This is a genomic window from Oscillatoria sp. FACHB-1406 (assembly GCF_014698145.1).
Lineage (GTDB): Bacteria > Cyanobacteriota > Cyanobacteriia > Cyanobacteriales > Spirulinaceae > FACHB-1406.
The window spans coordinates 32,495-56,887 of the sequence record NZ_JACJSM010000011.1 but is presented as its reverse complement, the minus strand read 5'-3'; the positions used below and the strand labels follow the sequence as shown (position 1 = coordinate 56,887).

Genomic DNA, 24,393 nt, shown 5'->3' with positions numbered 1-24,393 from the left:
GAGACTAGGGTTGTTATGCCGATGTTCACTGTTCCAATAACGGTATTTTACTCTTTAACTCTTTCAATGTTTCCGCAGCTTCTTGCTGACGATATCTATCAACATATAACCTCTCAAGAACATAATTTACTAAAGTGAGTAAATTTTCTGCATCTTGTGCTTTCATTTGTTTTGCAAAAGCAAGATGATCTGAATGTGCGCCCTCATTACCAAGATCCTTTATACCATTGATGATTGTTTGTAATTCTTCTAACATTTGCTCCTGTTCAAACAATTGGGAGAGCCTGTCATGTAGCTTTCTGAAATAGCTTTTGCCTTTATTGTTTGTGCTTTCAGTAGGTATTTTAAAGTCATTGCAAATTTCTTCTAACACCGCTCTGCACAAGATGAAGCTTGCTCGTGGCGATCTTGCAAGAACCGCTTCAGCCTGCTTAACCACCTCAGAAATAGACCGAGGAATTGAACCATGTAACTGTCTTGCCGGAGCATATAAAACAGACCGCCCATAATAGCGGAACTGTGGCTCGTTTGGGTTCGCCTCCGCCCACTGCTCATCTTCCTCTTCAATACCTCCCGCAGTGTAAAGAAGCACTGTTACAGAACGACAGGTCAAACAAGTCAGAATTTTAAAGACCTGAATTGTGTAATACGAGTTTTCTTCGTTATCGTACCAGCGATGCGAAAAAGCTCTTTCACATTTCATTACACTGCCACAATTGCAGAACTCTCGACTTGACTCAACCTCAATGTCGTACATTGCTAGCCTGTAGTGTTCTCAGTAGACAGCACTAACTTAACATTTATTTTCCTGATGACAAGTAAGTTTTGAGTACCGTTCCTACCTAAGATTGAAGATGGTTGCCCGATTGGCAAGCGGATAGCCCGTCAGTCCCAAATAATCGCGCCCTCTCAAGCTTCCGCCCGCACCTCTCACGATGCTGGATGGGGACAATTCCTGTCAATCCTATCAACAAAAGCTGAAAATGCTGGGTTGTTAGCTGGTTAGCTTTAACAATCGCACAAATCCTTCTTGCTCAAAATGTCGATCGGTAGTCAATGCTTCAGAAACTTCCCGTTGACGCATCAAAACAAAACTGACCGCATCGCAGAGTGAGTAAGTCTTGTCTTGCCGTAGGGTTAGCAATTCAACAGCGGCTCGGTGGATTGACTCATCAACCCATACAACCTCAATATCCGGGTTGCTTAGCAGATCGACAACAAAATCAAGAACTGATGCACGAGGAAATCGTCGGGCATTAGCCAGGGCAACATACTCCGCAATAACATAATTGTGAGTCAACCGCATGGTCGCTTTTTGATACTCAATGCAAGCTTGAGTATGCAGCGGCTCAGTAGAGAAATGTAGACAGAGTAACCCAGAGGTATCGAGGAGCATTATTCTCCCTCATGAGGAGCATTATTCTCCCTCATGAGTGCTGCCATACTCCCTCACTAGATCGGCATCAATGCTCTCGTTATCTAAATCGGTAGAGTTGCCTAGTGCCAACGCCCCGAAGTGACGCTCAAACCTCGCCCGTGCTGCATTTTGCTCGGAGTCATTCAAAAGCAGTTTGAACGCTTGTGTGAACTGCCGCTCTAACAAGGTAGTGGCTAACTGCGCTGGAGAAAGCCCAATCGCTTGGGCTTGTCGCTGAATTGCCACAAATACCTGTTCGCTAAGTTCTAAAGTCAAGCTTTGGCTCATAAGGGCTTAGGAATACAACTGCCATCTAATTGTAACTAATCTAAAGCCAGTGACTTGGAAATCATGAGGGTATTTAACCAAGCAACGGGCAGTGAAGACAATCTGCTGCCCATTGCTTTGTTGGTATCTGACTGCTTAGCTTACTCAAATTAGCTTACTCAAACTATTGGAGAGCTTTACGCTTGGTGCGCTGTTTGAGCATGGCTCCACCCAATGCCATAATGCCCAATCCAAGCATAGAGCTAGGCTCAGGAACAGCAGCAGAACCAGAACAACGTTGCAATATCTTCACTGAAAATTTCTGAGTGGATAAGTGGGAATCATAAGAGAATTTGTGAAAGAGACAGAGAGAAGCAATATTAGGCTAAGTTTACTAATAATCAAAGACAGGAATAAGCGATGGTAATTTTAAATTGAAGATAAGTTATTGATGTTACATTATGAACTCGAAGTGACTTCATCAATGTTTATTCACTTTTCCTTGTAACGTTGCCCATCACCCGCCGCAGATAACCTTATGCTTCACAACCGATCAACTCTCGGCGGTCGGTGTACATGGGCGTTGTTAGGCTGTATTAGCATTATTATTAAGAGTTTTCATCCTTCGGCTTCACCTGATTAAACATTTGAATCAATTCTTTGGTCGAATCAAATCGAAGACCAAACATTACATAAAAGCTATTAATTGGCATACCAACTATAAGCTTTGCAAAAGCTTGTCCAGCTTCTGAATCTATCATAGTAATCTGTTCACGCAAGTTTAGGATGTCATCTCTCCTAAAGAAATTCTGCAACTTCCCGTTCGTGTCGCACCCAACATCAATCAACATTTGTACAACATCTACTGCATCATTTATTTGAATAGTCTCTCCGAAAATCTCAGTAACGATTTGCTGGTAAGAAAAAGGAGTGAGAGGATCGTTTGGCGCTGAAGATACAGAAGACTCAACAACTTGTTTTTGTAAATGAGCAATTCTTTGATCGATTTCCGCCAAATCGCTAGACATTTTTTGGAAACTTGAGTACCACTCCTCCGTTAATGCACGATCGGCTTTATATATCCAAGCTCTTGAAATATAGTTGAAAGTACTTTGCAGAAGAGTAAGAATTTGAACCTCTACAAAAGCTGGGTACATCGACCTCGAATAATGCCCTGAGAACTCTAAGATTAAATGCCTTGCCCGATACCCATCTTTTTTAGCAATTACTTTATCTGATTTGATAGTGAGGTCTTTTGAATCAGCCTTTCTAGAGAAAAAGCGAGCAAGAACTTCTACTTCATCTGAAGTTGCTACAACAATCCTAATGCCAGCGATGTCTTGCATTTCATCAATTTTCAGCTTGAGCCTCTTTGATTTTTCAAGAGCGCTTTCAAAAGTCTTTAACCGATGTGTGACCGCATAAACACTAATTCCAACTAGATCTTCGATAAAAAATTCAAGGTCTAATAGAACCTGGCGTAATACTCGATCATAAGATCGGCGAAAGCGCAAAAATTCAATTCTGTTCATATCAAATCTAAAAGATTATATTTTACTTTGCAGCCCAACTACTGTACCGTCAGCACCAACGCAGTGTTCGACGGCTGACGCTAACTTTAGGCAAAACGCTGAGACAAGAACATTTGTTCGCAATACTTGCAAGCATACTGCTTTGACAGTAGCATGGGTACTTAGTTTTAGTTTCGCGCCCGAAAGTATGGGTACTCAATACCTCTCTGTAAAAGAAACCTCTGAAATCTTAAACTGCTCTGAGCAATATGTACGTCAGCTACTCCGGTATGGCGAAATCAGCGGGGAAAAGATTAGTAGTCGGTGGATTGTAGCATCAGAGTCTGTTCGGAGCTACCGTGTCAAAGGAGAGGATATAAGCTTAAAAATCCCCGATCGTGGGCGACGCTCGTTTAGCAAACCTAAACTAAAAGCTTTGAGCTTTTTTTCTGGTTGCATGGGTCTGGACTTGGGGCTAGAAAAAGAAGGCATCCAAATACTACTTGCTTGTGAAATTGATGCAGCCGCTCGAAAAACAATTGAGATCAATCGACCAGATATGGCATTGATTGGGGATATTCGGGATTACTCAGCCACAGAAATTCGAGCAAAAGCAGGACTGAGTTCAACTGATGAGATTGATGTCATCGTTGGCGGACCGCCGTGCCAAGCCTTTAGCAGTGCGGGAAAGCGCCAAGGATTTAATGATGAACGAGGCAATGTCTTCTTGACATTTATCGATTTAATTACTGAGCTTAAACCGAGATTTGCAGTCATTGAAAATGTTCGAGGATTATTATCTGCTCCGTTGAAGCATAGACCTCACGAAATGCGAGGAAAAAATTTCCCACCCTTGTCTCAGGATGAACAAAGAGGCGGTGCCTTGCTTTTTATCACTCAACGGCTCAGGAAGGCTGGGTATGGCATCTCCTTTAACCTGTACAATGCTGCTAATTTTGGGCCGCTGCAACAACGTGAAAGATTTTTCATGATTTGTAATTAGAATTAATAAAGAACCAAATTATTTACATATGACGGCAATTAGATCAATAACACGCACAAAAATAAAGGCATATTTGGAAGTATTTATAGACAACCTAGTCAATAGTTACAGAAATAGAGGTATTCCTAGGATTCCTCCATCTCAATACTTGTCACAAACATCTACAAAAGGGCAATTAAAACCTTTTCATGCAGCTATATTTTCACCTGAACTCTTAAGAATTAATGAGTTTGAGCGTGGCTTTAGCAGTGGCTTAGGGACAACATATGAAGAGTGCGCAAGGTTAATTGCTGCCGATCATCACAAAGAAGCACACCGTAGTTATGAACTTAAAGATAATGTTAGTTTAGCTGCAATTCATGAAATTAATCATCAAGTTTCAAGATTTGAACAGTCAGCTTATATTCATGAGATGAAACCATCATTTGAAAAAATGATATACAGTGTTCTCCAATCTCAGAAGTTGACTGACTTAGTTCCAAGAATAGCCAAAGTAGACTTATATATTTTATCTCACGAAGGGGAGCATATTTTTTTTGAAATTAAAGGATCTAAGCCAAATAAAGGACAGTGTTTAGAAGTGTTTGAAAGATTATTAAGATTTCATTTATTGTCTGTCAATAAGCAACCTTCAAGAACTTACTATGCAATGGCTTATAACCCATATGGAGCTAATCGAGTAGATTATAAATGGTCTGTAGCAAAGCAATATACCCCTTTTGAAGACGCTGTAGTTATTGGGCATGAATTTTGGGAAATAGTGGGTGGAGAAACTGCCTATGCAGAACTTCTAGAGATATACCAAGAAGTTGGTTATGAGAAGAGCAAATATATGCTCGATGCTCTAGCTTTTGGCTTTTAAGATTATTTTTTGTGATTCAAATGCAAACAAAAAACAACTTCATGAATGGACAATGCTTTAATTTTGCATATGCCATGTGTCAGTTGCTAAAGAATAGCCGGATTCTTTCTGAGTTATATCTGGTTGCTGCTGTGGGTACTCGAATAAATCATGGAGACGTTGAGCAAGTTTGCATTCATTGTATAGCAAAAGTCTATAGTGAAGCAAATAAGGAGTTTATCTGTTTAGACGCTCGAGGCTCGCATACTGACGGTTATTTAGAAGAAGTTGTTGATATATGGCAAAGTGTAGAATTTGAATTGACTGGAGCTTTAGAAGAAGTTGATATCACTGAGTATGCCTTTTTTGATGAACATGAACTCCAATCATATTGGATTGATTTAGAAAAAGCTGGTGCCCAAGAGAACTTAAGTGTGATTCAATATGCAAAACAATATATATGTAATAACATAAGTCTTTTTCAAGATGCTTTGCTAAAAATTTAGACGGGCTAGTGGGAAGCTGTTTCAGCTTTCGATCTAGAAACCCACATTCCGCACCACAACATATAATATTTCGTGTTTCACACCCTGAGTCTTCTCTGAGAAGGCTTTAGCAAGAAAAATAGTGCTTTTGTATCTAAATTCTACTCGTCTCAAGTGAGACAAATCGGTGCTTGAAAACTTTTCCCAATAAGCTCTATCGTAGCGATTATTAATCATCGATCGGGAGTTCATCAATTAATCATTAAATTGCTTTATGGGACAGGATTACGTCAAATTGATGTCAAACTGCATAGAATCAAAAGTAGGGTGCGTTAGCGAAGCGTAACGCACCATTATCTTAGTCAATAGAAAGTTATTAACAAGCTCTTTTACAATTCCTCTTTGAGATACACTTCCGGATCTCGCGCTACCCAACCCGCAGACGATTGCTGGCGCACTTCAAAATGGAGATGGGGCGAGGCAATATCCGGCTGTCCCGTCGTTCCCACTGTCCCAATCGTTTGACCGGCGCGGACTTGCTGCCCGACTTCCACGGTTACTTGCTCCAAATGCGCGTAACGAGTTTGGAGATTACCCGCATGAGAAATAATGACTAAATTGCCGTAATTGCCCTGTTGTCCGGCAAAAGCAACCGTTCCGGTATCCGCAGCAAGTACGGAGGTTCCTAATTCTGCTAAAAGGTCGATACCACTGTGAAACCGCCGCACTTCGGTTGCTGCATCGGTTTGCCAACCGTAGCTAAAGCCGATGGTTGCCCGATTTGCCAGGGGATAGCCCGCCAGTCCCAAATAATCGCGCCCTCTCGAGCTTCCGCCCGAAGACGACCAGTTAATCCCGGGGATAAAGACGACGTTAGGTTTTTCGGTACAACCGTTAAGCTCGAATAAAATATCCGCCCGCACCCCGTAAGCTGCTGCTAAGTCCTTCCAAGTCGAACCTCGCGGTGCTTGAACGCGCATTCCGTTCATGGGCGGAACGATAACTTCGCGACCGACGGGAAGACTACCGCGCCCTAGATTGGGGTTGAAGCGAGTCAGCGTTTCGGGGATAAGATTGTATTGTCGCGCGATCGCGTCCAGGGTTTCGCCAGAGACGACGCGATGGCGTTGCAGGCGCGATAGCACCGGCGAGGGACAAGTTGAGGAATCTTGCCCGCGAACGGGAATAGCGCTACTCATTAATAAAAGAATGCCTAGACTTAAGAGATTTATCGGGCTGAGGTACGAGCGCGCGGATAGGACAGAACGTGAATTATTCATAACGAAATTCATCGACTACAGCAAAACGGAAATTATAGATCCCTTTCAGAATGGCTGAAATCCGCTCCGGGAAAGAATTGTAAGTTTGACTTTTTGATTGTACATATCTCACCGCGAATTCCTCCGGGGATAGAGCAAACGAATCGGCAGCGATTGTTACAATAGTTTAACGAAGGGAGGAGTAGAAATTCTCACCCTGAATAAGTTAAAACCTTTTCAATTTTTACGCGCCCTCGCCCTATGCCCGATTCCTTGCCCTCCTCAACGGTTGATGCTCCTAGCATTGTCGATGCCGAAATTGTTGACAGCAGCCCCGCGTATCCTACCAGACCGCCAAAAGCGGCGAATACCGATATCAATCGTGCTACCCTGGAAACGGAAATCGGACATTACGACCCAGACGCGATCGCGCTTTACTACCGCAAGCGTCCCAGCTTAGTTATCGGCAGACTCTTTAAAACGCTGGGTGCAATCCTCTCCTTTTGTTGGGGTTTATGGTGGGATAAAACGCGCGGTAAAGTTGAAGAAAATCAGCGCCAGCGAGCGGTTCAACTGCGGCAACTCTTGACTCGATTAGGGCCGACTTATATTAAAATCGGGCAAGCGCTCTCGACTCGTCCCGATCTCGTACCGGCGACTTATCTCGAAGAACTCGCTTATCTCCAAGATCAACTTCCCCCCTTCCCCAATGAAGTTGCCTATCGCTTCATTGAAGAAGAACTCGGCTATCCGCCGGAATATTTCTATGCAGAATTGAGTCCGAATCCCGTTGCGGCAGCCTCCCTCGGACAGGTGTACAAAGGCAAGCTGAAAACTGGGGAAACCGTCGCTGTTAAAGTGCAGCGTCCAGATTTAATTGGCGATATCAGTCTTGATGTTTATATCCTTCGCAGTTTAGCCGGATGGGTGCAAAAGAATGTCAAACGAGTGCGTAGCGATTTGGTTGCGATTGCCGATGAATTTGCCGAACGCATTTTCGACGAGATGGACTATGTAAAAGAAGGGCGCAATGCCGAACTTTTTGCAGAACTTTACGGCTATCTGCCCGAAATTTATATTCCTCGCATTTACTGGGATTATACGGCGCGGCGCGTACTCACAATGGAATGGATTGTTGGCACTAAATTAACCAATATTGCCGAAGTTCAAGCGCAAGGAATTAGCGCGACGCACTTAATTGAAGTGGGGGTAGAATGTTCGCTGCGGCAACTCCTCGAACACGGTTTTTTCCACGCAGATCCGCATCCCGGCAACCTTCTCGCTACGCCCGATGGTAAGCTGGCTTACTTAGATTTTGGCATGATGAGTTGCATTAAACCCTACCAACGCTATGGGTTAATTGAAGCAGTCGTACATTTAGTCAATCGCGATTTTGAAGCATTAGCGGAGGATTATGTCAAGCTTGAATTTCTTACGCCGGATACGGATTTAACGCCGATTATTCCCGCAGTTTCTAAGGTTTTTGGGAATGCTTTGGGTGCGAGCGTTGCCGAGTTAAATTTTAAGAGCATCACCGATCAGATGTCGGAGATGATGTACGAATTTCCGTTTCGCGTTCCCGCTTATTATGCGCTGATTATTCGCTCGTTGGTAACGTTGGAAGGAATCGCGATCGGAGTCGATCCCAATTTTAAGGTATTGAGTAAGGCTTATCCTTACGTTGCGAAACGCTTGTTAACCGATCCCTCAGAAGAGTTACGCTCCTCTTTGCGCGATTTACTGTTTAAAGAAGGAAGCTTCCGTTGGAATCGTCTCGAAAATTTACTGCGGAATGCTCGCGATAGCCAGGATTATGATATCGATAAAGTCTTGCATCAGGCGATCGAGTTTCTGTTCTCCGAACGGGGCGATTTTATTCGCGAAAAACTGGCTGATGAGCTAGTTAAAGGGATCGATATGATGGGGCAACAGGCGTTTACGAATGTCACCTCAATGTTGCGCGAACAAGTGGGAATGCCGGTCGAAAAAACGCCTGCAACCATTCAAAACGGCACGCAAAGTATAGTTCATATTCAAAATATCGTGCAAATTTTGCAGGAGACACCGGGATTTGATGTTTCGCATCTTTTGCCTTTAATTCCCGAACTTTTAGTCAAACCAGAAACGCAGAAACTCGGTCAAAAAATTGCGGGTGGTTTGGCTCAAAGGTTTGCAGCCAGAGCGTTGCGCAGTTTATTTTTACAGCCGGAAGAGCCAACTGCGAGTATGAAGGGAGTACGCGAGCGTCAGTTAACATTGCCGCAATCTCATGCCGCAGTACGGAATTAACCAATCGATCGCAAGCCTTTATTTTAAGGTCAAAAACTGAATCTGCGGAATTAAGGGATCTGAGACTAAGCCCACTCCTTCAAATCCCCAACGTTGGAGCAAACCTTTTAATTGAGTTCCTGCGATCGATTCGACTCCGAAGCGCTCGGCAACATCCGCACCGTGTTGATTGAGATAGCTGAGGGCATCGTAATCTTCTTTAAATAAGAGTATGAATCCGGCTTCGTTGGGGCTGCCGCTACGAGGGCGCGCAACTAAGTATTGACCGTCTTTTTTGGAGCGGATGAGGTAGTGCGTTTGAGAAAACATTTTAAGCTAGGGAATAGTGGAATAAAGTACGCTGCCTCATTTTAAATCTTCGAGCTTAATGCGAGGATCGACGGCTTTAAGCAGTAAATCGGCGAGCAAGTTTCCGATAATTAACATGGCTGCACCCATCATTAAACTGCCCATAACTAAATATAAGTCCTGTCGTCTTACGGCATCGAGAATTAAGCGCCCCAAACCGGGCCAATTGAAGAAGAATTCGGCAATGAATGAACCGCCTAATAAGCTAGCAAATTCAAAGCCTAAAATGGTGACGAGGGGATTAATCGCATTGCGTAAAGCGTGAACATAAATAACTTTATTTTCTGGCAATCCTTTAGCGCGGGCGGTTTGGATATAATCTTGGCGCAGAACATCGAGAAGTTCGCCGCGCATCAGGCGTTGCAATCCGGCAAAACTGGTAATGCTGAGGGCAATGGTGGGTAGAATCATATGCCACAGCAAGTCGAGAAGTTTGCCGAGAGGCGAGAGATTTTCGTGATTGATACTCGTCATCCCGCCGATAGGGAACAGGGGGGAGAGATTTTGGGCGATGATGAGCAGGAGTAGTGCGGTGATGAAGCTGGGAAATCCTTGTCCGATGTAGCTGATGACGCGCAGGATGCGATCGCTGATTTTATTTTGCTGCACCGCGCCGATAATGCCAAGGGGAATCGCGATCGCCCAAGTTACAATAATCGAAGAAATGGCGAGTAATAAAGTATTGGGAATGCGTTCTGCAAGCAGGGAGGCAACGGAACGAGAATAAACGAAGCTATTGCCAAAATCGCCGCGCGTAACAACCTGCTTCAGCCATTTCCAATATCCCCGCGCCACCCACTTTAACCATTCAACAGTAAAACCTTGCTGCGGTTGATTGTCTAAACCGAATTGTTGCGCTAATTCTTTAAGGCGAATTTTTGAAATTTTTGGGTCTTGTTTGAGATTATCGAGATAGTCTCCGGGGGCAAGTTGAATAATCAAAAAACTCAATGCAGAGGCGAGTAACAATGTCAAGAGCGCTTGCAAAACTCGCTTGAGAATGTAAAGGAACGTTTCGTTGTTGAGGAAGGATTGAAACCTGTTCGAGCGACCTTGAAATGCAATCATTATCAATGTTTAAGGTTTTACCGAGGGGGACGGCGATCGCCATTATAGCGCTGCGAGCCCAGACTCGATCTCAGTATAATAAAGGGTATGGAAAAGCCCCGTTTTTATCGCGCTTTTTGACGATTTATTCCCCGCGTGTCTTTGCCTTCGAGTGAAAAAAGAGTGCTGATTTGCCAAAATCGCAGTTGTCGCAAGTTAGGGAGCGATCGCGTTTTGGCAGCCTTTCAATGCGAAGCTATAGAAGGAGTCCGAGTCGAAGCCAGCGGTTGTCTGGGACAATGCGGCAACGGGCCGATGATTTTAGTCGAACCGGAAGAAGTATGGTATTGGCAGGTTCGCCCTTCTGAAGTTCCCGCAATTATCGATCGCCACCTGCGAGGCGGCAAGCCCGTCAAAGGGATATTGTATCCCAAGTTTCATCGCGTTTAAATCTCAGTCCTGGGCAAACGTAGATGTACGCGCAACAGTTAGATTGATTAACAATTAATGCGCTTGAAAAGTTTGATACTGCGCCTCATTCAACCGCCCCGCTTCGTACAGCGTGCGGGTAATTTCAGAAATTCCGAGGACGGAGTGGGCGCGATAGCCTTTTTCCTTCAATCGTTCTTTTACGCCGCCTTCGTGGTCGATGAGTACGACAATATCTTCAACAATTAAACCACCAGATTCAATCTTTTCTGCACCTTCAACAACGCTTTTTCCCGATATCAAAATATCATCAATGACGACAATTTTTTCGCCCGGTTGAAAGGTTCCTTCAATTACCCGCCGCGTACCGTGGGCTTTGACTTCTTTGCGGGGGAAAATGAGCGGATGGTGCAAGCGCAGGGATAATCCGGTAGCCGTAGGGAGGGAACCGTAAGGGATGCCTGCGATGCGATCGAATTCTAGAGTTTGGAGAATTTCGATGTAAGCATTGAGAACTTGGTTGAAGACTTGCGGCTTAGAAATGATTTGGCGCAAGTCGATGTAGTAAGAAAAAGTCGCGCCAGAAGCTTGCACGTACTCGCCGAAAAGAATGCAGCCTAAATCAAAGAGTTGTAGGATCAAATCTTGGTGCGGGTGCTGGTTGAGAAAGCAAACATCGGACATCCAAAGATCGCACGTTGTCGCCGATTGTTGAACTTCAGTGCGAATCGTATTAATCCGTTCGTTAAGAGTTTGAATCTCATCGCCAATGGTTTCTCCGACCAGATAATCGAGGGGAACGGGAATTAATAAACCATCGCCGTTACTATCTAAACCGGCTTTGAGGATGGGTTCGAGTTCGCCGCCTTCAGTCCAAATACTTCGCGCTAGAATCAGGCGTTCTGGTGCGATCGCGCGAATTTTTTGAAAAACTTCGGGTTCCGTCGCTCCTACCTCTAATCCTAATTGTTCCGGCGTTCCCCAGCCCTTCGCTTCTTGGACGATTTGCAAGTATAAAGGTGCATCGGGTGAAGGATAGTCTTGGATGGCGGCGGCGGTGGGGTTATGGGTGCAACAGAGGACAAAAACAGCGGCATCGAGATCGACGAGGAAGGGCGCGACTAAATCCTGTCCGGCGTAGGCGTTAAGCGTAATGGCATCAACATTCCAGCGATTAAAAGCCGTATCAGCCATTAGGGTAGCGGTGTTGAGATCGCTGAGTTTCGCATCGAGGATGACGGGGATATCGGGGGGGATGGCGGCGAGGATGCGATCGAACAACTCAAAACCAGCGGGGCCGAGCGCTTGGTAAAATCCGAGGGTGGGTTTATAGGCACAGACGCGATCGCGCGTTCTCTCGATAATCTCTTCTAACCAATCCCCGAGGGCCGCCATTTTATCCTCGCGACGGTAGCGTTGCGGCAGCATTTCTAAACTGGGATCGAGTCCGACAAATAATAAACTTTGGTTGCGCGCGATCGCGGTATTGAGTTTTTCAAAAAAGTTCATAATTGAGAAGGCGGGGATCGCCGAATCGCTTTGCTCTCAAGCATACTATGCCCGCGCGATCGCCCATCGCTCGTCTCGTCCTAGAGCAGAGATTCTCGGCTAACCGAGTTGCGTAGCGCGATAGACCCAAGCGTTCTATCCCCTCAAAACTAGGATAAAATGATAAGCTGTTGTGTTTTACGGAGCTATACCCCGACCCGCTATGCCTCTGACTCAAGAGTACAAACAAGAAATTATCTCCGAATATCAGGTACACGAGACGGACACCGGCTCTTCGGACGTGCAAGTTGCGATGCTGAGCAAGCGCATCGAACAATTGACAACTCACCTGCAAGCAAACAAAAAGGATCACGCTTCTCGGCGCGGTTTGCTCAAGTTAATCGGTCGCCGCAAGCGCTTGTTAGACTACATTCAAAGTTCCGATAGCGATCGCTATCAGCAATTGATTAAACGTCTTGGCATTCGCGGCTAATAACGCTTTTGAGCCTATGTCTCCCGAAGAAAAACGCAATTCCCTACCCTTTGAACCCCGCAGCAAGCGCAAAAAGAAGCAAAAGCAAGCCCCTGCCGCCGCGTCCGATGCACCTGCCGCCCTCCAAGATGTAAAAAAGACCGCCTCTACCGAAGCGAGCCTTTCAGCCATTCCCGATGCGGTGAGTAAGCGCATGATTCGCAGGATGGCACTGTTTTCTGGCGTACCAACCGCTTTGGGAATCTCGAGTTTTTTGATTTCTTATTGGATTGTCCGACAAGAATTGTTTGAGTTACCAACCGTTGCTGTCCTCTTTACGAGCGCTGGGTTATTCGGCTTGGGCGTTTTAGGACTCAGCTACGGCGTATTATCAACCTCTTGGGATGAAGAGCGATCGGGCGGACTCTGGGGTTTTGAGGAGTTCAAGCTGAACTGGGGACGCATGACGGAGGCATGGCGTTCGGCGCGCAAACAAAAGCGAGGCGAGCCATCGCCTTAGCACCGCTCTCTTGAAGTTCAAAATTTCAAATCCCCACCGCTCGGAGTCGGAGATTTCCTCCCAATTTCAAGAAGCTCGAATCAAAATTTCTAAATGGGTTCCCTTAGCCGATTTCAGTAATTTTGAACGGGAGTTCAATTCCCGCTCTGGCGGCGTTACTCTTTCCTCTAAAAAAAATTGTTAAGTAAGGAACGCTAAATTTATGATCGTAGTCATGAAAGTCGGTTCGCCCGAAGACGAAATTAATCGTCTCAGTGCGGAGTTTGAATCTTGGGGATTAAGCCCAGAAAAGATTGTCGGCAAACATAAAGTGGTGATCGGTTTAGTTGGAGAAACCGCCGATCGCGACGAGGAACAAATTCAAGAAATTAGCCCTTGGATCGAGCAAGTCTTGCGCGTCGAACGTCCTTACAAGCGCGCGAGTCTCGAGTTTCGTCACGGCGAACCGAGCGAAATCGCTGTCAGTACCCCCGCAGGAACGGTGATGTTCGGCGAAAATCACCCGATTGTGACGATGGCGGGGCCTTGTTCGGTGGAAAATGAGGAAATGATCGTCGAGACGGCTAAGCGCGTTAAGGCTGCCGGGGCGCAATTCTTACGCGGCGGTGCTTACAAACCGCGTACCTCGCCCTATGCGTTCCAAGGTCACGGCGAAAGCGCGTTGAACCTGTTAGCCGCAGCGCGAGAAGCAACCGGCCTCGGAATCGTGACGGAAGTCATGGATACGGCAGACTTAGCGATTGTTTCTGAATATGCAGATATCGTGCAAATCGGCGCGCGCAATATGCAGAATTTCTCGCTGTTGAAAAAAGTCGGCGCGCAGGATAAACCCGTGTTCTTAAAGCGCGGGATGTCCTCGACGATTGAAGAATGGTTGATGGCCGCCGAGTATATTTTGGCGGGAGGCAATTCCAACGTGATTTTGTGCGAGCGCGGTTTGCGGACTTTCGATCGCGCCTACGCCCGCAATACCCTCGATTTGGCAGCGATTCCCGTGTTGCGCGGTTTGACGCACTTACCGATCGCGATCGATCCCAGCCACGGAACCGGCCGCTGGGAATACGTCCCGGCGATGGCCAAAGCCGCGATCGCAGCCGGAACGGATTGTTTGATGATTGAAGTTCATCCCAACCCCGCAAAAGCCCTTTCCGACGGCCCACAATCGCTCACGCCAGATCGCTTCGACAGTCTGATGAAAGAGTTAGCCGTTATCGGGAATGCCGTAGAACGCTGGCCCCAACCCGCTCTAGCTGCGGTTTAATCCTAAAGTAGGGACGTTGCGTACAACGTCCCTACAGTCTTTAAGGAAAAGCTGATAAAGAGTCTCGCTTGTAACAGGTCAGCTAGCTCCAATGCGATCGAGCGACGTTTATCTTAGGCAACTTCATATTAATCTGGTATCACAAGTAAATCTTAGCTTAATTCCATTATTCACTATTCAATATTCATTATTCACTCTAATGTCTCAACTCACTTTAAATTTATTACAAGGCGCTGTTTCCTTTAAATTTTCTCCAGAATCGGCACGAGAATTAAAACAACATATTGCCGAACTGATGCAAAACTTAAAAGCAATTGCATCGACAAAAACGCCCGGTAGCAGTCGTCCCCAACCAAAAGCACCAATGGAATATCGTCACGCGGGCGAAGTTTTCCTCGAAATATTTTGCAATCCCAATATTTACCCCAGTCCCTTTGCAGCTAAAGTCCTGATTACCGTGCGCGACGAACGCATTCGCCTCACCTCAGAAGCTGAATTAACGCGCACCATTGAAGATATCGAACGCTATCTCGAAGAAGTTGCTTAAGGAATTGCGAATTATAAATCCGGGGTTGGATCGGACTTTTTGAGCTTGAGTTAAAATGAAAGGCAAGACTTGCTGCTGTCTCCTGACCTCACTGCGATCTTACTAGCGGCATCCTCATCTAAACTTCTGTAGGGAGTTTTACCATGATTGTAAAAAAAGTCAAATCGCTCCTGCAATTTAACGAGTTGCCATCTTTTGCTAGTCCACAGGTCTGGCTCCCTTCGGTTCTTGTCCCTTTATTTGCTCTGGCTTTATGGGGATATTTAGAAAACCCCGATTGGCTAGAAGCAACGATTGAAGAAAATGCTAGCACGGGGCAAATCCTTGATACCGATCCTAATAGTCCTGTCACGGAAGCGGACTTGTCCATCGAGCAATTGTCACAGGCAGCACAAGCAGAAAGTATTAGCGATCTTTTGCAACAACTGAGTTTGCCTCCAGCGGCGGGGACAGCTTCCGGACAGCAAACAGCGACAGAGGGAGATGCGCAAGCTCAAGCAGCGTCAGCAGCAGATGCTAAAAATGCCGCTGCGGGAAATTCAACGAAGCCCAAGCCTGTAATTGAAGCAAAGAATCCCTTCGCCTCTGCTATCCAAAACTTTTTAAATGGCGGTTCGACAAGTGGTGTCACGGGAACGCGCGATCCTCTTAAGTTTGCAGCACTCGTTTCTGGAGCAAATGCAATGCGGACTCCCACCGAGAATAGTTCGTTGCAAGATGCGCTCGCGAAGCTCAACAACCCTGAAGGGGCGGCGGAGTCGGGAACGACGAATGCGTTAACTTCGGCTGCTGCGAGTTCGGCAGTTTCAATTCCGACGACTGTCAGTCCGATCGCGCGAGGGCAAGCGCTACCCGTCGGACAAAACCCCAGTTCTTCTTTAGTGGGGCAAGGAGTTTATATTCCCGGTCAAATGCCTTCGACTATCCCCGGACAACTCCCCGTAACGCAGAGTGGCGGTTTTGTGACGACGACTCCCGGCGCGCAAGTTTACTATCCGCAGCAACGGGGCGCGAGCGGCTATCAAGTGACTCCCGGTGGAACGACGTACTCCCGAGAGCGCGGTACGACGGGTTCTATTGTTACGCCCCAAGGAATTGTCGGCCCTCGGGAGCGCGGTACGACGGGTTCTGTGGTTACGCCCCAAGGAACGGTGTATACTCGGGAGCGCGGCTCGACGGGTTTTACGGCTCCTCCGGTTAACGGGACATCAACTAATACGAATTCGACTCCAACGACTACCGGCATTCCGAATAACGTTCCTTAGTCCAACGCTGGCTTAAGGGGCGTTCTATTCTTCTTCGTTGTCAGTCTTGTTGGAAAGTTGCCACGCGATCGCGTTGAGAATCAGTTTGCCGTTGCCGGTACAATTATCTTGATATTCGGCTTGGGATGCGATCGCGTAACCGATGCGCTCGATAACTTTGCCGTACTTTTTCTCCTTGGCTAAGTCTTTTTCCTCAGCGGTGAGGGGGCGAGTGCGATCGAGAACCGCTTCGATAATGGGCGTATAAGGGGCGGCTTCTTCGGCGGCTTCCTGCACCTCAATTTGCAACTTCGTCAGTTCGACGATTTCCCGAGCGCCCTGCACGACGGGTAACAGTTCGGAAGTATCGGCGGCTGTCGCTTCTGGCGCGCTTTGCTGAGTTCCTGGGGGAACGAAAAAAATATTTTCTTGACCGATACCATCGGGGAAGAGATCGGCATCAATTTCGCCATTTTCCCACATTTGTTCGAGTTGTTCTAAGGCTTTAGTGCGATTGCTGGGCGTATCGCCGCCGCGCGCCTCAATTTCGATTAAAATGCCTTCCTGTTCCTGCGCTGGCTTAGAAAGGTCGCTTACCGCAACAAAATGCGCGATCGCTTTCGTTCTTCCCATCTTCGAGCTATTCCTTGGTGCGATGATACATCTGTATGTTATCAGAATTTTTATCCCGCGATTTAACTCCGCCAGCGCAGCACTTTAGACTTTACAGGATTCTCGAACGATCGCCCTTCTCGCTTAGCCCTGGCATACTCGTTTTTTAGCTGGAAGTACCACCGCGCTTGTGCGTCGGCATCGTCAATTAACATTAAGGTGGGATTGTGCCGCAATCCTTCTTGCTGTTTGACGATGACATCGCGATCTTGATGGAAAAAGGCTTTAACCAAGGGGCGCAAAATCGGCGCGATCGCGCCCAACCACGGCACTGTCCAGTAAAATAGGCTATTGACTTCTGTCTCGTTTTCTGATAAAGGAGTAACGGCGGTAAGATTGCAGAGCGTATGTTTGCCCGCATGGACGGTTTCGATGCGGATTCCGGGGAGGCGAAAGGCAATTTCCACTTCTGGTTTATCGCTTCCCAAAAGTCGATAGCCAAAGGAGGTTTTTAGCAGTTGGTGGCGGCGCATGGTGAACCCGTAGGGAGAAGGATCGAAGGCTTTTGACTTCTCAAAAAGTGCGCCGCGCGATCGCCACCACCAGACGCGATGAACGAAGGTTGCGTGGGCGGGATCCATCAATCCGATGACAGCGTGATCGATGGTGCAGGGAAAGTGGATGGTTTGTAGGAATTGGTAGCTGCGATCGCCAAATTCCGGCAACACGGGAACATCAAATTCTGGTTCTTGGGGATTTTCCGCCGAAGGCATATAAATCCAGATATTCCCCTGAACTTCCCGCGTCGGGTAGGACTTAACGCAAATGCGATTCACCTCAATGGCTTGTCCTTCCACCAAAGCAGGAATCTCCGTACAGCGTCCGGCGCGATCGAATCGCCAACCGTGGTAACAGCACTCGACTTCCTCACCATCAAAGTTACCGTAGGATAAGGGAATGCCGCGATGGGGGCAAATATCCGCGATCGCGAATACCGTCCCATCATTGTTGCGCCCGAACAAAATTGGCTCGCCCAGTAGCATTTTCGCACGCATTTGTCCGCGCTTCAACGTCCCTCCCGGCAGCGCGTAGTACCAAATATTTCTTAAAAACAGGGAATTATCGATCACAACTTCTTAACTATTCACTATTCATTATTCCTTATTCATTATTCACTATCCCTTAAAACCCAAGTATCCTTACTTCCCCCCCCTTGAGAAGAATTAACCACCAGAGAACCTTTTTTCAACGCTACCCGCGTCAATCCGCCGGGATGAACGTAAACCTCGTCTCCCTTATGCAGGATATAGGGGCGTAAATCGACGTGCCGCCCTTCGATGCGATCGCCAATTAACGTCGGCACGCGCGACAGGCAGAGCGTCGGCTGCGCGATATAATTGCGGGGGTTTGCTTTAATTTTTTCCGCAAACTCCTCGCGTTGCGCCGCCGTCGAATCGCTTCCCACCAACATTCCGTAACCGCCCGACTCATTCGCCGCCTTCACCACCAAGCTTTCCAGATTCGCCAAAACATACTCGCGATCCTGTTCCCGCCAGCATAAATAAGTCGGAACGTTAGGAATAATCGGTTCCTCTCCCAAATAGTAACGAATAATCTCCGGCACGTAAGCATACACCACTTTATCATCGGCCACCCCCGTTCCCGGTGCATTCGCCAGCGCTACCCGTCCCTTACGATATACCTCCATCAAACCCGGAACCCCCAATAGCGAATCGGGGCGAAACACCTGGGGATCGATAAAATCGTCATCCACGCGGCGATAAATCACATCCACTCGGCGCAGTCCCTTCGTCGTTCGCATTTGCAAGTAGCCATCAAACACCACTAAATCTCGTCCTTCTACCAAATCCGCCCCCATTTGTTGGGCGAGAAAAGAATGTTCAAAATAGGCAGAATTGTAAATTCCCGGTGTAAGAACGGCAACCGTCGGATTGGCCAGATGTGGCGGTGCAAGATTGAGTAAAGTATCGAGGAGATGGCTGGGATAATCATCAACGGGGTGAATCGCCATCGTCTGGAAAATTTTCGGGAACGTACTTTTCATCACGCGACGATTTTCTAGCACGTAAGATATGCCCGAAGGTACGCGCAGATTATCTTCGAGGACATACCACTGTCCGTCTTTATCGCGGACTAAATCGGTTCCCGTGATATGACACCAGACATTAGAAGGCGGTTGTAGCCCGAAACATGGCTTGAGAAAGCCCGTTGCCGATTCAATGATTTCCCTCGGGATTATGCCGTCTTTTAAGATTTTTTGCGCGTTATAAATATCGATGATAAATTCATTTAAAGCAGCAATTCTTTGTTTCAGACCGCTCTCTAACCTTGTCCAATCTGATGCCGAAACAATTCTAGGGATGATATCAAAAGGAAAAACGCGCTCTACACCCCGATTGTCGCTATAAACATTAAACGTAATGCCCAATTTAAACAGGGCAACTTTAGCCATTTCTTGTTGCTGCTGCAAAGTTTCGGGTGTGAGTTGCCGCATCCATTTAATTAATGCTGCGGCTGAGGGACGCGGTTCTCCGGCAGCTTGGTAGATTTCGTCATAAAAGTTTTCGGGATCGTAGGTTGCTAGGGGCAATTTTTTTCCTCCTCAAACGTGAATAGTAGATTCGGATAAGTTCGGGTTGAGCCACGGATGGTAAAGCCTATAGGGGAGTTATTCGCGATCGCGAGCTAGCACCTATTCAACAAAGGAATTGGACTAAATCGGTCAATTTTGCTGCTGTAAAAACTCCTCCACGACGGCATTAAATGCTTTGCTTTCTACCATGAATGCCCAATGATTGCCCGGAACTTCAACAATTTTTAAATTTTTTAAATAAGTTTTGTAAGGCTTCAATTGCCATTCAGTTCGATTTAAGCCTTGTTGGGGTTTGACAAACAGCGTGGGAGTTGCGATCTCGTCGGTTAATCCCGCTACCCGCATCACTTCCTCAAAAGCACCATCGCGAGCGGCTGCGGTAAATTTACTGCCCCAAGTTCCATCGGGCTTTTGTTCGATTCCGCCTCGAAACGCTTCTTGCTGTAAGGCACTCCAACCGCGATATTGTTTCAATTGCTGTGCCTTCATTTCGGCTTCTTCATCGCTGCTAAAAGGCCCCATTGCTTGGAGAAAAGGTAAGATTTTATACAATAGAGGGAAGGTGAATTTAAAGGCGCTCGGAATTTTACCGATAAAAAAAGGATCGACAAGAATTAAACTGCGAACTTGTTCCGGGTATTGCGTCGTCCAAAGTGGTAATAATTTTGCGCTCCAAGAATGTCCGAGGAGGTGGGCAGAAGACCACCCTAAATGTTGCATTAGAGCTTGTAAGTCGCCGATAATTTCCTCGAAAGTGTATCCGTTTAAAGGTTTGCTGCTTTCTCCATGTCCGCGCAAATCGGGAGCAACGATATGATAGTTGTCCGCCAGCGCCTCGCCGAGCGATCGCCAAACTAAAGCACAGTCAGCTAAACCATGCAAGAGCATCAAAGGGACTTTTCCGCCAGACCATTCGAGGTAGGAGATTTGTGTTTGAGGAAGGGAAAGCGTTTGACGAAAAGGCATCGCGATCGGCAGATAGGGCTTTGGTGAATAATTGACAATGGATAATGGATAATGGACAACGTTGAGGAACTCAGAAGTTGAAGGGTTAACCTTGGGCTGTTCCTTATCTTAAATCTCTTACCAGAGAAAAGTATAGAACTCGCTGTAGCTCGTGGGGTAAAAAATTGGTTATAGCGATCGGCTACCCCTGTCGCGATCTTGGCGAAAAATGAAAATTTACGGACATGAAAGGCTAAAATTATCCCACGGCTTTTTAAGAAATCGGTTCTTTGTGAAAAGAACCTCCTTTTTACCCGTGCGAGTGCTGCTCCTAAGCTGAAAAAATAATGCTATGATTTTGCAGGGATATCAAGCCTTTCACTCGAAACAACTGCCTGACGCTAGCGCGCACGCTTCGAGTCAAATGCCTGAGAAACGACAGATCTCCCCATCTACACTTCGCCCACCTGCACCCGAACTCGCAATATTAGGCCTCATGGACTTCTGGCGCATAAAACAGGGAAATCGCTTCTTATTGGCAACGCTCCCACCCACCATAAACCCTTCTCCAAAATTGACTCCGCACTTAACTCTAGCGTTCGCTCGGAGCGGGCAGACGTTATGCTCGTCCTTTCCTTTAGAGTTAGCTCTGTTTTGTCTGGGTCGTTATAAAACTGGAGTGAGTCAATGAGTCCGGAAAGAGGGAAAAAGTTGAATTTAATGGTGGTGGACGACGAGCCGGACAACTTAGATCTGCTGTATCGCACTTTTCGACGCGATTTCAACGTTTTTAAAGCAGACAGCGCCATTAAAGCTTTGGAAATTCTCGATACTGAGGGCGAAATGGCGGTGATCATCTCCGACCAACGGATGCCGGTGATGAACGGAACCGAGTTTCTCAGTCGCACGGTCGATCGCTTCCCGGACACAATTCGTATCCTTCTGACAGGTTATACCGATGTTGAAGATCTCGTAGATGCAATCAACTCCGGTAAAGTATTCAAGTATATTACTAAGCCCTGGAAACCCGACAACCTCAAAGCGATCGTCCAACAAGCCTCCGAGACTTATAAAGTTCTCAAACAGCGAACGAACGAACTGCGTCGAGCGCTGCGGCGCGAAGAGATCCTCAACGTCGTGATGACGGCGATTAGAGAATCCCTCGACTATGAAAATGTCCTACGAACCATCGTCAAAACCATAGGGGAAAATTTTGAGGCACGCAGTGGCATCCTGCGCCCGGTTGAAGACCGACAGTTGATGCCAAATGCTTTCTATTATGACGTTGAGGGCGAACCTCAGTTGCCGCAGTCTTCCACTGAAGTGGAGAAGCTGATGGCGCGAGTTCTCGAGAGCGGTAAAACTCAGTCTCAGCCCGAAGACAGCAACGGTCAAGATAGCGTACAACTCGCGCTTCCGCTTACCGTACAGCAAGAACCGCTCGCCATCTTGTACCTCAGCCAGATGGAAAGCAAAAATCCTTGGACGGAGGCAGAAATTCGGTTGCTGGAGTCGGTTGCCGAACAAGCTGCTTTAGCGATTTCCCAGGCTAAACTCTACCAGCGCACTCAGCTACAAGCCGAGAAGATGCGAGCCGAACTCGAAGTGGCACGCCAGATTCAACATAACTTGTTGCGTCAGAGTTGGGCGGATACCGGAGAAGTCAAGGTGCAGGCTAGTTGTTATCCGGCGCGAGAAGTCGGCGGCGATTTTTTTGAGGTTTACATTCATCCTCAAGGGGATGTTTGGTTAGCGGTGGGGGATGTTTCGGGCAAAGGCGTTCCGGCGGCGTTATTTATGGCAAGTGCGATTTCCATCCTGCGGCGAGAATTGACGCAAGAAACCTCTCCCGAACCGGAAACGGTGTTGCGCAATCTCAACCAGAGTATGAGCGAAGACTTATTCAGTACGAATTGCTTTATTACGATGGTCGTCGCTCGCTACACGCCTACCACGCAACGGCTAGCTTATGTCAATGCAGGGCATATCTATCCGATGGTGTGGCATAGCCAAACCGGAATCGAGCTAGCAGAAGCCACGGAGACAGGAGGGGAACCTAATTATCTCAAAGCTCGAGGAATTCCCGTCGGAATTTTACCGATTTGGAAAGGTCAAGCGGGCGAAATCGCGCTCAAACAGGGTGATATTTTCTTGTTAACCAGCGATGGTATCACTGAAGCTACGCTGGCTAAGGAGCTTGCGTTGGGTTCCTCCCATCACACGCGCCATCTACAAGCAGGTTCGTTTTTGAATCAAGAGGGACTTTGGCAGTTGATTCTGCACGAAGCTCCAACCTTCGATCTCGATAACTTACTGACTCGCTTTCGCGAGTATACCAACCAAGTTCAGGAAGACGACCAAACTATGTTATCTCTGGAGGTTCTGTAGTTCATGAAAACAGAACTAAACATCCCAAGCGATCTCAAATTTTTAGCGGTTGTGGAGCGCTGGTTGCTAGACTGCCTCGAAATCGAACTCGGCGATTCTGTCGATTGGCCGCGCCACTCTAACCGATTACGCCTTGCGTTGGTGGAAGCGTACTCGAATGTGGTGCGCCACGCTCACAAGGAGCAGTCGCAGATTCCTGTTTTATTGCGCGTCGAGTTGAAAGAACGAGAATTGGCGCTCGAAATTTGGGATTACGGTAATGGGTTTGACCTCTCAACCTATTTGCCCCCGGAACCGAACGCAAAGCAGGAGGGCGGCTACGGTTGGCTGATTATGAATCGTTTGATGGATCGCGTTGAGTACCGCTTGCAGGTGAATGGACGCAATTGCTTGAAGCTCGAAACACGCCTACCGGAAACGGAGCTTAAGGCAGGGGGTTAGCATCGGGTTCTCCGGCGTGATAGGAACTGCGCACGAGAGGGCCCGATCGCACCCCGGTAAAGCCGAGCGATCGCGCGATTTCTCCTAGATGCTCGAATTCTTCGGGTGTCCAGTATTTCTGCACGGGCAAATGGGCTAAGGAGGGGCGCAGGTATTGTCCGAGGGTGACGCGATCGCACCCTACTGCCCGCAAGTCTCGCAGCGCTTCCTCAATTTCTGCCTCGGTTTCGCCGTGTCCTAACATCAAACCCGATTTCGTGGGAATGTTGGCATCGCAGCGTTTCACCCATTCCAACACGGCCAACGAGCGATCGTATTTCGCCCCGCGACGTACCGGGCCTTGCAACCGCCGCACTGTCTCGATGTTGTGATTGTAACAGGCGGGTTTGAGAGCCGCGATCGCGCCGATTCGTTCTCGCTGCTTCTCCTTGCTGCCGCTCCAAAAATCCGGAGTCAGCACCTCAATTTCAATCTTAGGAACGCGCGATCGAATTTCTCGCATGGTCTTGACAAATTCACCCGCACCCCCATCTGCTAAATCATCCCGCGCCACCGAAGTTAGCACTACATAGCGCAACCCCAACAACTGCACCGCTTCAGCGACTTTTTCCGCCTCTTTTGCATCCAACGGCATCGGCGCATGGCCCTTATCCACCTGACAAAAGCCGCAAGCGCGGGTACAAATCGGCCCCATCAACAAAAACGTCGCCGTCTTCTTGCTGTAACATTCGCCGCGATTCGGACAGCGTCCCTCCTCACAAATCGTATGAATGCCGCGCTGCTTGATAATTTGCTGAACGGTCGAAATTTCGCTCGCCTTGCCGATAGAACGGCGCAACCAAGGCGGTAGCGACGTAATTTCTTCGCGCCAAGCGAGTTTTGAGGGAGGCGTTTGGGGTTCAGAATTGAGTTGCGTCATGGGTAAGGCGGATTTGTAGAGCGGTTGCGGGCGAGCATCAGGAGGA

Annotated in this window: 25 protein-coding genes; 12 read left to right on the top strand and 13 right to left on the bottom strand. The window is 47.4% G+C overall.

Annotated elements, in window-relative coordinates; genetic code table 11:
• Positions 1 to 25: 25 nt before the first annotated feature.
• From H6G50_RS12700 to H6G50_RS12680, 4 genes are all read right to left on the bottom strand, one after another.
• The gene (locus H6G50_RS12700) at positions 26 to 703 is read right to left on the bottom strand and encodes a DUF4145 domain-containing protein (protein WP_190716773.1); all 678 of its coding nucleotides are present in this window, start codon (positions 701 to 703) and stop codon (positions 26 to 28) included.
• Between the two features lie 291 nt (positions 704 to 994).
• The gene (locus tag H6G50_RS12695; protein ID WP_190716771.1) at positions 995 to 1,396 is read right to left on the bottom strand and encodes a PIN domain-containing protein; all 402 of its coding nucleotides are present in this window, start codon (positions 1,394 to 1,396) and stop codon (positions 995 to 997) included.
• Positions 1,397 to 1,417: 21 nt separating this feature from the next.
• Positions 1,418 to 1,705, bottom strand: a complete 288-nt coding sequence (locus H6G50_RS12690; RefSeq protein ID WP_190716769.1) for a hypothetical protein — start codon at positions 1,703 to 1,705, stop codon at positions 1,418 to 1,420.
• Between the two features lie 587 nt (positions 1,706 to 2,292).
• A complete protein-coding gene (locus H6G50_RS12680) occupies positions 2,293 to 3,216 on the bottom strand; it encodes a hypothetical protein (protein ID WP_190716765.1) in 924 nt (307 codons plus the stop codon).
• 187 nt (positions 3,217 to 3,403) lie between these two features.
• Between H6G50_RS12680 and H6G50_RS12675 the strand changes: the two genes are divergently transcribed.
• The 3 genes from H6G50_RS12675 to H6G50_RS12665 are packed head-to-tail and all read left to right on the top strand — an operon-like array spanning position 3,404 to position 5,545.
• The gene (locus H6G50_RS12675; protein ID WP_190716763.1) at positions 3,404 to 4,198 is read left to right on the top strand and encodes a DNA cytosine methyltransferase; all 795 of its coding nucleotides are present in this window, start codon (positions 3,404 to 3,406) and stop codon (positions 4,196 to 4,198) included.
• 28 nt (positions 4,199 to 4,226) lie between these two features.
• Positions 4,227 to 5,060, top strand: coding sequence for a TdeIII family type II restriction endonuclease (locus tag H6G50_RS12670; protein WP_190716761.1), 834 nt, complete (start codon positions 4,227 to 4,229; stop codon positions 5,058 to 5,060).
• Positions 5,061 to 5,071: 11 nt separating this feature from the next.
• On the top strand, positions 5,072 to 5,545 hold the full coding sequence (locus H6G50_RS12665) for a hypothetical protein (RefSeq protein WP_190716759.1): 474 nt from the start codon (positions 5,072 to 5,074) through the stop codon (positions 5,543 to 5,545).
• A 368-nt stretch (positions 5,546 to 5,913) separates the two neighbouring features.
• Here H6G50_RS12665 and H6G50_RS12660 read toward each other — a convergent pair whose 3' ends face one another.
• On the bottom strand, positions 5,914 to 6,723 hold the full coding sequence (locus H6G50_RS12660) for a M23 family metallopeptidase (protein ID WP_199302882.1): 810 nt from the start codon (positions 6,721 to 6,723) through the stop codon (positions 5,914 to 5,916).
• A 321-nt stretch (positions 6,724 to 7,044) separates the two neighbouring features.
• On the opposite strand from H6G50_RS12660, the gene H6G50_RS12655 reads away from it, so the two are divergent.
• Positions 7,045 to 9,072 carry an AarF/ABC1/UbiB kinase family protein gene (locus H6G50_RS12655; protein ID WP_190716755.1) on the top strand — a complete coding sequence of 676 codons (2,028 nt, stop codon included), beginning with the start codon at positions 7,045 to 7,047 and terminating at the stop codon, positions 9,070 to 9,072.
• A gap of 18 nt (positions 9,073 to 9,090) precedes the next feature.
• On the opposite strand, the gene H6G50_RS12650 is transcribed toward H6G50_RS12655, so the two are convergent.
• Both H6G50_RS12650 and H6G50_RS12645 read right to left on the bottom strand, forming a co-directional pair.
• The gene (locus tag H6G50_RS12650; RefSeq protein ID WP_190716754.1) at positions 9,091 to 9,381 is read right to left on the bottom strand and encodes a hypothetical protein; all 291 of its coding nucleotides are present in this window, start codon (positions 9,379 to 9,381) and stop codon (positions 9,091 to 9,093) included.
• A gap of 36 nt (positions 9,382 to 9,417) precedes the next feature.
• Complete coding sequence (locus H6G50_RS12645) at positions 9,418 to 10,488, bottom strand: ABC transporter permease (RefSeq protein WP_190716752.1); 1,071 nt, start codon at positions 10,486 to 10,488, stop codon at positions 9,418 to 9,420.
• A gap of 135 nt (positions 10,489 to 10,623) precedes the next feature.
• Here H6G50_RS12645 and H6G50_RS12640 point away from each other — a divergent pair, with 135 nt between their 5' ends.
• Positions 10,624 to 10,917, top strand: coding sequence for an NAD(P)H-dependent oxidoreductase subunit E (locus H6G50_RS12640; protein WP_190716749.1), 294 nt, complete (start codon positions 10,624 to 10,626; stop codon positions 10,915 to 10,917).
• Between the two features lie 54 nt (positions 10,918 to 10,971).
• Here H6G50_RS12640 and H6G50_RS12635 read toward each other — a convergent pair whose 3' ends face one another.
• Positions 10,972 to 12,405 carry a bifunctional orotidine-5'-phosphate decarboxylase/orotate phosphoribosyltransferase gene (locus H6G50_RS12635; RefSeq protein ID WP_190716748.1) on the bottom strand — a complete coding sequence of 478 codons (1,434 nt, stop codon included), beginning with the start codon at positions 12,403 to 12,405 and terminating at the stop codon, positions 10,972 to 10,974.
• Positions 12,406 to 12,607: 202 nt separating this feature from the next.
• Between H6G50_RS12635 and rpsO the strand changes: the two genes are divergently transcribed.
• The 5 genes from rpsO to H6G50_RS12610 all read left to right on the top strand — a co-directional run bounded on the left by rpsO (position 12,608) and on the right by H6G50_RS12610 (position 16,449).
• On the top strand, positions 12,608 to 12,877 hold the full coding sequence (gene rpsO, locus H6G50_RS12630) for a 30S ribosomal protein S15 (RefSeq protein WP_190716745.1): 270 nt from the start codon (positions 12,608 to 12,610) through the stop codon (positions 12,875 to 12,877).
• A gap of 16 nt (positions 12,878 to 12,893) precedes the next feature.
• Entirely contained in the window at positions 12,894 to 13,376 is a 483-nt protein-coding gene (locus tag H6G50_RS12625) for a PAM68 family protein (RefSeq protein ID WP_190716744.1), read from the top strand.
• Between the two features lie 202 nt (positions 13,377 to 13,578).
• The gene (gene aroF / locus H6G50_RS12620; RefSeq protein ID WP_190716741.1) at positions 13,579 to 14,637 is read left to right on the top strand and encodes a 3-deoxy-7-phosphoheptulonate synthase; all 1,059 of its coding nucleotides are present in this window, start codon (positions 13,579 to 13,581) and stop codon (positions 14,635 to 14,637) included.
• A 199-nt stretch (positions 14,638 to 14,836) separates the two neighbouring features.
• Positions 14,837 to 15,184, top strand: a complete 348-nt coding sequence (locus H6G50_RS12615; RefSeq protein WP_190716739.1) for a hypothetical protein — start codon at positions 14,837 to 14,839, stop codon at positions 15,182 to 15,184.
• Between the two features lie 143 nt (positions 15,185 to 15,327).
• Complete coding sequence (locus H6G50_RS12610) at positions 15,328 to 16,449, top strand: hypothetical protein (RefSeq protein ID WP_190716737.1); 1,122 nt, start codon at positions 15,328 to 15,330, stop codon at positions 16,447 to 16,449.
• A 24-nt stretch (positions 16,450 to 16,473) separates the two neighbouring features.
• Here the strand turns inward: H6G50_RS12610 and H6G50_RS12605 are convergent, their stop codons facing one another.
• The 4 genes from H6G50_RS12605 to H6G50_RS12590 all read right to left on the bottom strand — a co-directional run bounded on the left by H6G50_RS12605 (position 16,474) and on the right by H6G50_RS12590 (position 20,620).
• Positions 16,474 to 17,061 carry a hypothetical protein gene (locus H6G50_RS12605; RefSeq protein WP_190716735.1) on the bottom strand — a complete coding sequence of 196 codons (588 nt, stop codon included), beginning with the start codon at positions 17,059 to 17,061 and terminating at the stop codon, positions 16,474 to 16,476.
• A 62-nt stretch (positions 17,062 to 17,123) separates the two neighbouring features.
• Positions 17,124 to 18,170, bottom strand: coding sequence for an aromatic ring-hydroxylating dioxygenase subunit alpha (locus tag H6G50_RS12600; RefSeq protein ID WP_347239929.1), 1,047 nt, complete (start codon positions 18,168 to 18,170; stop codon positions 17,124 to 17,126).
• A gap of 38 nt (positions 18,171 to 18,208) precedes the next feature.
• Positions 18,209 to 19,651, bottom strand: a complete 1,443-nt coding sequence (locus tag H6G50_RS12595) for a circularly permuted type 2 ATP-grasp protein (RefSeq protein WP_190716733.1) — start codon at positions 19,649 to 19,651, stop codon at positions 18,209 to 18,211.
• Positions 19,652 to 19,783: 132 nt separating this feature from the next.
• Entirely contained in the window at positions 19,784 to 20,620 is an 837-nt protein-coding gene (locus H6G50_RS12590; RefSeq protein ID WP_190716731.1) for an alpha/beta hydrolase, read from the bottom strand.
• Positions 20,621 to 21,286: 666 nt separating this feature from the next.
• Here H6G50_RS12590 and H6G50_RS12585 point away from each other — a divergent pair.
• Both H6G50_RS12585 and H6G50_RS12580 read left to right on the top strand, forming a co-directional pair.
• Positions 21,287 to 22,987 (top strand): SpoIIE family protein phosphatase, encoded by a 1,701-nt coding sequence (locus H6G50_RS12585; RefSeq protein WP_242032806.1) that lies wholly within the window; start codon positions 21,287 to 21,289, stop codon positions 22,985 to 22,987.
• Between the two features lie 3 nt (positions 22,988 to 22,990).
• Entirely contained in the window at positions 22,991 to 23,428 is a 438-nt protein-coding gene (locus tag H6G50_RS12580) for an ATP-binding protein (protein WP_190716729.1), read from the top strand.
• On the opposite strand, the gene lipA is transcribed toward H6G50_RS12580, so the two are convergent.
• Complete coding sequence (gene lipA / locus H6G50_RS12575) at positions 23,412 to 24,347, bottom strand: lipoyl synthase (RefSeq protein ID WP_190716949.1); 936 nt, start codon at positions 24,345 to 24,347, stop codon at positions 23,412 to 23,414. The two genes, H6G50_RS12580 and lipA, sit on opposite strands and share 17 nt — an antisense overlap.
• Positions 24,348 to 24,393 lie beyond the last annotated feature (46 nt).